The sequence below is a fragment of the Rhizobium sp. L1K21 genome, from assembly GCF_024055895.1.
Classification (GTDB): Bacteria; Pseudomonadota; Alphaproteobacteria; order Rhizobiales; family Rhizobiaceae; genus Ensifer_A.
This window is the reverse complement of record NZ_JAMXLE010000001.1, coordinates 2,577,617-2,586,907: the sequence shown is the minus strand read 5'-3', so window position 1 is coordinate 2,586,907 and position 9,291 is coordinate 2,577,617. Positions and strand designations below refer to the sequence as shown.

Genomic DNA, 9,291 nt, shown 5'->3' with positions numbered 1-9,291 from the left:
ATCCGGCGTATAGGTATAGCCATTGCCCGAAAGCGTGACCGTGCCATGGGCCGGATTGGACGACACGGCGTAGGTCAGGCTGTCGCCATCGACATCGGAGGCAACAATCGTTCCGGTAATGAGCGTGTCTTCATCGCCCGACGCTGAGCCATCGGTGCCAATGGGGGCTGAATTGCTTTCTATTGTGGACAAAATGTCGCTATCAGTCTTCTGCAGTTCAGCCTGCGTGTCTCTTCCAGCCCTATCATCATCGTCTAGAAGCGAAACGTCCTGATCCACGGAGCCATTCAACACGGAACCAAGTGACACGTCATCGAATTCACTATTGCCGGAAGGCCTGGCTGATGGTGGCGAGCCATCAGGACCCGCTGCAACTTCAATGCCGCTATTCTCCATCAATGCGGCAATTACCTGGTCAGGAATTTCAATGCCCGCAACAGCGATATGGGGAAGGTTTGTGACACCGCCCGAAATGACAATCTCGGATCCGTCCGGTTGCACGAATATCAGGTCTTCTCCGGACGCTTTCACTTCTTCAATCGACGTGCCGGCGGGCAAGTTCACCCGGTTACCGTCGTCAGCAACATACCTATAAGAGCGAGTATTTTGCTGCTCAACCTCCGTTTCGGTATTCTGCGCTCCTGTATTGGCGGCTTGAACAAGTTGAACAGGTGCCAGTTCCCCAATCTCGGCATTCAACATATTACTTGAATCGTCAAAAGCCTGATTTTTGTTGCCGAGCATCGACCAATCCTTCTCATCGCGAAAACAAGCGGACGCAACGCCCTGTTCCACATAAAGAAGAAAGCGAATTCGCGTACCGCCGGTTATTGCTGAGTTCAGCGTCTGGCTCCCTGCCACACACAATTCGCCCAACAATAGCGATCTTCTGTAGACGCCTGATGCACAAGCAGGCAATTCAGATAATCGTAATACCGATTATTACGAGGATGAATAAAACCAGATGAATTATAGATGCTCTTGCCACGCTTTCTGGTCCACCCAACAATTTCTTGAATAGAGCGCAACTGCAGCCATCATCAGGACGGTTGTCCAGCGTGTAGCGATTGTTGAAAGCCTGATCGCCTTCAACAGAATGTGCAATAGAACGCTTGTGGAACTTCGAATTGAAGCATGTTGCGCTCAATCGAGCCAGTCTTCTTCGGCAGCGTTCTGCTTTGCCGCTTGAAGGAGTTGCTGGCGCAGCCAATCTATACCCGGGTCTCTGGCCTTGTTTGCCAACGTGGCGATTTGCAGTCGGGCCCCCGACTGCTGGAACGGAAGGGGAAGAACCTGTAGATCATAGTGCCGTGCCGCATTGCGGGCGAAGGGTCCAGGCAACACGGCGATGAGATCAGTTGTCGTAATCAGCGAAGGGATCAAGATGGAATTCGAGACTTCGCATACAATACGACGTGTTACGCCTTGTGACAGAAGAATAGACTCTGCATGAGCGCGCATGCGGGAATTTTGTCGCAATACGACGTGCCCCAATTCAGAGAATTGCCTTTTGCTGATTTCACCCTGTAAAACAGGGTGGCTACGACGCGCAACGACAACACCTTGCGGAATATGAAGTGGCAGAAAGTCGACGCCAGGCACTTCGTTTATGAAGCTATCCAGCGCGATATCTGCTTCACCTGCCAGGAGCGCATCAATGGGCGGCATCACCTCGTGACCGATAATGTACAGCTTGACGTTCTGCGCCTGCCTTGCGATTTTATTCAACATATCTGGAACAAGCCCCATCACCAGGAAGTCATTCATCGCCAGGCGGAACGTGCGAGTTGCTTTGGGGAGGTCAAAATCTCTGTTTATTGACAATGAATCGCGCAGAATTGAAAGCGCCTGCCGAACGGGAAGAATGAGGCTATCGGCGAAGGGGGTCGGCGCAACACCCCTTTCTGATCGTTGAAACAGGGGATCATTGAACTGCGCCTTGAGACGACCGAGCGCGTTGCTGACGGTGGGTTGGTTCATTCCAAGTTGTTCAGATGCGCGGGTTATATTTCTAGCTGTGTAGACCGCTTCAAATATAATAAGGATATTAAGATCGATCTTCCGCAGTTCGTTATCCGGTTTCATCTATTTCTATGCCATTTTTTCATCGCGCTGATATCTGATATGAAACATATACAGATTCAAGAAAAGCTTGATATGGTCGAAATCCACCGCTGCAAAAAAACAGCATAACCGAAGAATTGAGCGGTCTTTTCCGAAAAAATATCTGATGCACAACACGATCATGCTTCACTGCTGACGAATTATGCTCTTGGTTCAGGGGCAAACCAATAGATCGCGGCTGCCGTAAGGCCAATAGCTTGCGTGCACAGAAGTGCCGTCGTCAACGAATATGGTCCGCCTATCCCCGCGCTCAACAACCCAACCATTGTGGGACCAATACCCAACCCCACCACGGTCGCCAGCGAAAGCAGCATAGCGGAAGCGATGGGGCGCTCTTCTGGTGAAACCGTCTCATGGAGTAAACTGAAGGTTGGCGGATAAGTCGAGAGAGACAAGGCCGCAGGCACAATGAATGCGGCAAGCGCGAAAAGCGGTTGATCTGCAAGAAGGAAGATAACAGAAAAAGGCTTGCCCACCAGGACTGTTATGGCCGGGCCGCGTGTTAGCCAAACGCGGTTGCGGTTGCTCAGTCTGGCTAAGACCTTACTTGTTATAATTGTCCCTGCAATGGCAAGCAGCCCCCCAAAGGAAGCCGTTGCTGCGGCTTCGATTTGCGAGAACCCATGTGAGCGCACCAGGAAGGTGGGATACCACGACACTGCGCTGGCAAGTACAATCTGATTTATTGTTTCCGCTGTGAAGGCCATTCGGGAGCGCCGGTTTCCAAAAATCGCCTTGATGGTGGTTTGAAGAATCGCGAACTTGCCGGCCTTCGCAGAGTGGGCACCGCCATAGTCTCTCTTGGGTTCCGAGGTAAGAAAGAACAACAAAATACCGGGAATGATGCCGACAAAACCTGCGCAGACCAGCGCCACCCTCCAGCCGAACTGATGCCCGACGAACCCGCCAAAGAAAACCGCAAGCAAACCGCCGACGGCAGATCCGCTAACAAATTGCCCGAACAATTTGACCCGTCCGCCAGTTTGGGTCCCATCCGAGAGAATGGAGTGCGACGCAGGAATTGAGGTCGCCTCCGCTGCGGCAATAACTGCTCTGGCGAGGAAAAGCTGAACAAAATTTGAGGCGAAACCCGCCAACACCGTGGCTCCACCCCAAATCAATGCAGAAACCGAGATCAGATTGCGACGATTTCCAGCAGAAGCCCATATGGCTGCAGGTATCGAGGCCGCGCCATAGGCCACTGAAAAAGTCAATCCGGACAAAAGCCCCATCTCGAGATCACCAAGAGAAAGGTCCTTCCGAATTGCTTCCAGCAGCACGCTGAAAACTTGTCTGTCAAGATAATTCGCGGCGTATATTGAAAAAAGAAGCCAATACATCAGCCGCATTCAAACACCACATAAAGAAATGATTACAACTCACCGGGCAAGGCGCCAGCCACGAAATGAAAAGCGGGCACCCGAAAAGGTCAACTTCAAATCGATCGACCGATTCTTTCTACGCCTTATAGCGTTCTTGACCAAATTGGCCAGCGGCAACTAACCAAATAAGAATTCACAGGCATTCGCAGGCCGCGGGCAGTCACATTTCCGCACCGAGCGTTAATTTGCGATTATTCCTGCTGTGAATAATCGCAATCTCATAATAGCCAATATCTTTCGTGCACCGCTCAGATTATCAACGAGCCTCAAAGCAACAAATCACAACCTTGAATGTTTTTGATGTTTCGCAGTGCCAATCGCAGGAGTGGAAGCCGTCGCTCAGCTCCCGCCACCACCTGGCATAAATCTGAGGGCTGCGATCGCCTCGGCTTGGGAGAATTTCATGCTCGCTTTCCTAATGATGGCCATGGTCTTTGCCGTCACTCCGGGACCCGCCATGGTGTATACGGTTAATCAGGCGATCGCGGAAGGCAAGGTTGCGGGATTGAAGGCTGCGCTAGGCATACACCTGGCCTCCTATTTTCACATCGTCGCGGCGGCAACTGGTTTAGCGCTGCTGATAAAAGATTCGCCTCGAATATACGTCCTGATCCAGCTTCTGGGATGCGGTTATTTGATTGGCCTTGGCCTCGTCACTCTCATCCGAAAGCCTCAGAAGGAGCCTCGGCTGTCAGGTGCTGTTGAGAACAAGCGATGGCTTTCGAATGCCTTTGTAGTCGAACTCTTCAATCCCAAGTCCGCGCTCTTCTTTCTGTCTTTTCTGCCTCAATTCACACATGTCTACCCGGCTGTTCCTGCATGGCTTCAGATTCTCATTTTCGGCGCACTCGCCAACGTGATGTTCTCACTCTCCGAGTTGGCGCTTGTCCTTTTTTCCCAGAAAATCCATGCAAGTCTTCAGGGATCCCCGGAATTGGGTCGACTGACCTATCGAATGAGTGGCGCTGTTCTTATTCTGGTCGGGTCCCATCTCGCATTCGCTCCCCTTTGAACGCAAAGGTTCCACGCTCAACGTTGCGCGTTTGTGGAATTGCAATTTCAATATCATGGATGTGCACGTTCTCTGTCGCCGCAAGCAGGGTAGTTCAATGTTCGTATTTACGGGGCGACACTCTGCAGACCGACAGTCCGCTCTCGGCCCCGTTGCAGTCATTGATCGCGGGTCCCCAGCCAATTTTCCCAGCCGCCTTCGAGCACGACGAGTGGCCAAGGGAGCCGCGGTCAAGATCAGCCAACTTGTTGGAAATAATTCACGTTTTCCCGCGGGAGATAGTCGCCAATCTGGATCGAAAAACGGTCAAGAAAGCCTACTTTGATACCTTTATTATCATGCGATTTCAAAGGGTTAAGCGAAAATCCCTCAAATCCGGCATATCTTCCCGTCACAAGCGACCTTGGACGCCACCTTTGTGCTCTGGCTCTGGGCCTCAGTCAAGATGGGGACCGAGAGCGGGAATTATTTCCGCGTCTTAACACGTAATGCCAAAACGATATTCAGACAGGACGGGAAGCTAAGGGAATCAGGGGTTTCTCAGAGGAATTGGCTGGGGAACCTGGATTCGAACCAGGACTAACGGAGTCAGAGTCCGTGGGTCTACCGTTAACCTATTCCCCAAAGCCGTGGCCGGTTTGGGCCTGTGTGGCGGGCTTATAACCAAAAGATGCTGACAAGCAAATAGGTTTTTTGAAAAAAAGTTTGCTCAGCGCATTTCGAAAGTGTTGTTAACCAGAAATAATTTGGCGAAACGGAGGCGTGCTGTTACAATCCTGTCAACTTTGAACAGGAAGCGCCTGCATGCAGCCAGCAATGGCAGCGCGGCGCAGTGGATAGTACAGTGGAAGACCCTGCGACCGGCATTCGGCCGAAAGTCGAAGGGGTGGTGGATGCAGGGCGCGAGGACGACCAAAAGGGGTCCCGGCGCAGCAGACGGCGGCGTGGCGGAAAGAAGCGCAAGGCCTCTCATGTATCCGAAGCAGCAGCACCGCAACAGGTGCAGCCTGCGCGCCCCGAAAGTAACGATCCAGATGGAGCCCGACCGCACAAGCGGAAACGGCGGCGGAAAAACCGTGCCGTGAATGCAGCCCAGCCTGCGGAGGCGCGCAAGGATGCTGGCGAGGGGCAAGCCACACCGTCCGGCAAGAAGAAGCGCAGCCGCAATCGGCGCGGCCTGCAGGGCCGTCCGCTCGGCAAGACGGCGGCTGCATCAGCGCAGAAGGCCAATGAGCCCTCGCCGCCACCGCAGCGCCAGCCCGGTGCAGCGCCGGTTCCCTTGCACCATGTGCAGCCCAACGAACTTTACGCCGCCCTTGACCTCGGCACCAACAATTGCCGCCTGCTGATCGCCCAGCCGACGCGACCGGGGCAGTTTCGCGTGGTCGATGCGTTCTCCCGCATCGTGCGCCTGGGCGAGGGGCTTGCCGCAAGCGGCCGGCTTTCGGAAGACGCAATGGACCGCGCCGTCGAGGCGCTGAAAATCTGCGCAGCGAAACTGGAACACCGCAACATTCGCAAACACAGGCTGATTGCGACCGAAGCCTGCCGGTCGGCGGAAAATGGCGAAGCCTTTCTCAAACGTGTGGCGGCGGAGGCGGGCCTGGAGCTCGAAATCATAAACCGCGAGACGGAGGCCCGGCTTGCGGTGTCCGGCTGCTCATCGCTCGTCGGTCGCGAAACGCGCTCTGTCGTGCTTTTCGATATCGGTGGCGGATCCTCGGAAATCGCCGTCATCCAGGCAGAGGAAAACCGCTCCCGCCGCCTTGCAAATCACATTACCCACTGGACCTCGCTGCCGGTGGGTGTCGTCACGCTTTCGGAGCGTTTTGGCGGCCGCGATGTCACGCCGGACGTTTTTGACGCGATGGTGGGCGAGGTTGATAGACTGCTGGCAGATTTCGAGGGGCCGGCCGCGGATGTGCTGGCAGCTGGTGGATCGGGCTTTCATCTCATCGGCACCTCGGGCACGGTGACCACGCTTGCGGGCGTGCATCTGGGGCTCGACCGTTATGATCGCCGCCGGGTGGATGGGCTTTGGCTTTCCGATAATGAAGTCACAGCCATGCAGGCAAAGCTGCTGTCGTGGGATTTTGCTGCGCGGGCCTCAAACCCGTGCATCGGGCCTGACCGGGCCGATCTCGTTCTTGCCGGTTGTGCCATTCTGGAAGCCATTCGCCGCCGTTGGCCTTCCGAACGCATGCGCGTTGCCGATCGCGGACTGCGCGAAGGTCTGCTGATCGACATGATGGCTGATGACGGCGCCTGGCGCAGAACAAGACATCGCCGCAACAACAATCGCCGCTTCAACGGAGGCCAGCAATGAGCAAACCGCCAATCGGCGCCAGCCGCACCGGCCGCAAACTCGGTCAGAAGGTGAAGAAGGGCAAATTGAAGGCCTCTTCGCGTCGCTGGATCGAGCGCCACATCAATGACCCTTATGTGCAGCGTGCGAAACTCGAAGGTTATCGCGCCCGCGCCGCCTACAAGCTTTTGGAGATCGACGAAAAACACGAGATCCTGAAAGGTGCGCGCCGCATTGTCGATCTTGGATCGGCGCCGGGAAGCTGGTCACAGATTGCCGCCAAGGTCACCAATTCGACAGAGGGCAATATCCGTGTCGCGGCGATCGATTTTCTGGAGATGGACCCGCTGCCGGGCGTTCACTTCATTCAGATGGACTTTCTCGACGACCGTGCGCCGTCACTTCTCACCGATGCGCTGGATGGTGCGCCGGATTTGGTGATTTCCGACATGGCAGCGCCCACAACCGGCCACAAGAAAACCGATCATTTGCGCACCATGCATCTGTGTGAGGTGGCGGCCTATTTTGCAGTCGACGTTCTGGCTGAAGGCGGTCACTTTTTGACAAAGACTTTTCAGGGCGGCGCAGAGAATGATCTGCTCACCATGCTGAAGCAGAATTTCCGCCAGGTGCTGCATATCAAGCCCGGCGCTTCGCGCTCCGAATCGGTCGAGATGTTTCTGCTTGCAAAGGGGTTCAAGGGCCGGCGCGAAAAGGATGGCGACGTTCAGGCCTGATCAGACCTCGGAATTGCGCATGCGGTGGCCGGAGACATCCGCACCGGCCGTTTTCGGCAGCGCAGCCAGCGACAAAACGGAAAGCCCGCACAGGATTCCCGTTACAATGAAGGCGAGATGAAAGTCGGCAATGGAAAGCTCCGTACCATTGAGCCAATAGCTCGATTCGAGAACGAGGCCGGCAAGCGCAACGCCAAGCGCGATCGAAATCTGCTGGAACACCGAACTGATACTGGTCGCCTGACTGGCCTCCTCCGCGGGTACGGAGGTGAAGGCCAGGCTGTTGGCGGATGTAAACAGGAAGGAGCGGGTAAAGCCACCGAGAAAAAGCGTGGCAACAATCAGCCAATAAGGTGTTCCCGGCTCAAACAAGGCCACCGCCAGAATGGACAATGTTCCAAATATGGCCGCAGTGATCATTGTGGTGCGGAACCCGACCGCCGAAAGCACGCGGGTGGCGATGAGTTTGGTCGACAGTGCACCGAAGGCACCGGAGAAGGTGATCATGCCGGATTGGAAAGGGTTGAGCCCGAAGCCCAGCTGCAGAAACAGCGGCACGAGAAACGGTTGTGCGCCGGTGGCAACGCGGAAGATGGTGCTGCCAAGAATGGAAACGCGAAAAACGGGCACCTTGAACAGGCTGGGATTGAGGATTGGTTGTTCGACGCGTTTGGCGTGCCTGATATAGGCAAAGAGCGCGGCAAGTCCCGTCAGCGTGGCCAGCACACCAACGGCGGGCGGCAGGGCCGGCATGCTGATCACGGACAGGCCGAAAACCAGACCGGATGCGGCGATGGCCGTGAGCGCAAATCCGCGCCAGTCCATCTTGGGTGTGGGCAATCGGGGGATTTCGGGTAGATAAAGACCAGAAAGCCAGATACCCAAAAGCCCGATCGGAACATTGACGATAAAAATCCAATGCCAGGAAAAATAGGTGGTGATGAAGCCGCCGAGCGGCGGGCCTGCCATGGGTCCGACAAGTCCGGGCACGGTGACAAGCGTCATAGCCGAAACAAACCGCTCCTTGGGTGTGGAGCGAACGAGAACGAGCCGCCCGACCGGCGTCATCATCGAGCCACCCATGCCTTGAAGGAAGCGGAAGATGACAAACTCGGTCAGCGAAGACGAAAGCGCGCAGGCGACAGAACCGATGACGAACACCAAGATGGCGAGACGGAAAACGCGCTTTGCGCCAAATTTGTCTGCAAGCCACCCGCTCACAGGTATGAACATGCCGAGCGCCACGAGATACGACGTCAGTGCCAGTTTCAGTGTGATCGGGTTCACCCCGATATCCGCCGCAATAGCAGGCAGCGACGTGGCAATGACGGTTGAATCCATCATTTCCATGAAGAAGGCGAAGGCGAGAATGAGGGGGACGATGCGGTTCATTAATAACTGTCAATTTTCAAACGTGATCGTCATAAGCCTGTCAGCCGCCTATTCATAGTCAATTTTGCTGAACGGGCATCTTGAAAGCCAAACCGTTCTGTCACATATCTGTCAATGAAGCTCGCAATGGATGCGGTCCCTTCCGGCATGCCGGTTATCGACGGGGCTGTTTAGCACCTTTCCCAAGGGCTGGTCCAAAAGGCTGACTTTTTTACAACACATCACTTTGAAAAATATATATCCCGACGATCGAAGCGCGTTTTTTGATTGTCCGGAATCGCTTTGAGGTGTCTGATTATCTCCAGAAGGCGGCTGCAAATCAGCACCGTTTTCAATTTC

At 54.8% G+C, this 9,291-nt stretch carries 7 protein-coding genes and 1 tRNA gene; 3 read left to right on the top strand and 5 right to left on the bottom strand.

All coding sequences use genetic code 11. From position 1 onward, the window contains the following. The 3 genes from NHF56_RS12495 to NHF56_RS12485 form a co-directional block, all read right to left on the bottom strand. A partial coding sequence (locus NHF56_RS12495; RefSeq protein ID WP_252804766.1) for an Ig-like domain-containing protein occupies positions 1-744 on the bottom strand: 744 nt, incomplete at its 3' end. 399 nt (positions 745-1,143) lie between these two features. Beyond that, the gene (locus NHF56_RS12490) at positions 1,144-2,085 is read right to left on the bottom strand and encodes a LysR substrate-binding domain-containing protein (RefSeq protein ID WP_252804764.1); all 942 of its coding nucleotides are present in this window, start codon (positions 2,083-2,085) and stop codon (positions 1,144-1,146) included. A gap of 179 nt (positions 2,086-2,264) precedes the next feature. Further along, the gene (locus tag NHF56_RS12485) at positions 2,265-3,473 is read right to left on the bottom strand and encodes an MFS transporter (RefSeq protein ID WP_252804762.1); all 1,209 of its coding nucleotides are present in this window, start codon (positions 3,471-3,473) and stop codon (positions 2,265-2,267) included. A 436-nt stretch (positions 3,474-3,909) separates the two neighbouring features. Between NHF56_RS12485 and NHF56_RS12480 the strand changes: the two genes are divergently transcribed. Then, positions 3,910-4,518: a LysE family translocator gene (locus NHF56_RS12480; protein ID WP_252804761.1), complete on the top strand. Its 609-nt coding sequence runs from the start codon at positions 3,910-3,912 to the stop codon at positions 4,516-4,518. 550 nt (positions 4,519-5,068) lie between these two features. Here NHF56_RS12480 and NHF56_RS12475 read toward each other — a convergent pair. Further along, positions 5,069-5,142: transfer RNA gene (locus NHF56_RS12475), tRNA-Gln, on the bottom strand. Between the two features lie 220 nt (positions 5,143-5,362). On the opposite strand from NHF56_RS12475, the gene NHF56_RS12470 reads away from it, so the two are divergent. Beyond that, entirely contained in the window at positions 5,363-6,844 is a 1,482-nt protein-coding gene (locus NHF56_RS12470; protein ID WP_252804759.1) for an exopolyphosphatase, read from the top strand. Further along, complete coding sequence (locus tag NHF56_RS12465) at positions 6,841-7,560, top strand: RlmE family RNA methyltransferase (protein WP_252804757.1); 720 nt, start codon at positions 6,841-6,843, stop codon at positions 7,558-7,560. Before NHF56_RS12470 ends, NHF56_RS12465 begins: the two co-directional genes overlap by 4 nt. Here NHF56_RS12465 and NHF56_RS12460 read toward each other — a convergent pair whose 3' ends face one another. Next, positions 7,561-8,952, bottom strand: a complete 1,392-nt coding sequence (locus NHF56_RS12460) for a DHA2 family efflux MFS transporter permease subunit (RefSeq protein WP_252804755.1) — start codon at positions 8,950-8,952, stop codon at positions 7,561-7,563. It lies immediately after the preceding gene. Between the last annotated feature and the right edge of the window lie 339 nt (positions 8,953-9,291).